General features: G+C 49.4%; 1 protein-coding gene. It reads left to right on the top strand.

Translation table 11 applies throughout. The annotated features are described in order from the left end of the window. Positions 1–147: 147 nt before the first annotated feature. Positions 148–330: fructose-bisphosphatase class II (locus CIK04_RS32415; RefSeq protein ID WP_128824805.1), on the top strand; the 183-nt coding region annotated here is incomplete at its 3' end.

Raw genomic sequence — 330 nt, 5'->3', positions numbered from 1 at the left:
GCCTCTCGCACCTCGCACCTCGCACCTCGCACCTCGCACCTCGATTTTCGCCTTCAAACTGAATTTAGCAAACGTTTCCCCTACATTTTGTGCTAGAATCGCGCCAATTTTACTCTTCCTTCGATTTAACACTTTTTTGGAGACAACATGAAACGCGATTTAGCGATGGCCTTTTCCCGCGTCACAGAAGGCGCAGCTCTAGCGGGTTATAAATGGCTAGGCCGTGGTGACAAGAACGCGGCGGATGGCGCTGCTGTAGAAGTCATGCGCACCCTGCTGAATAAAACTGACATCAGTGGTGAAATTGTTATTGGTGAAGGTGAAATCGAT

It is taken from the genome of Vibrio sp. 03_296, from assembly GCF_002265885.1.
The sequence above is the reverse complement of the archived record's forward strand: the minus strand, read 5'-3'. Positions and strand labels throughout refer to the sequence as shown.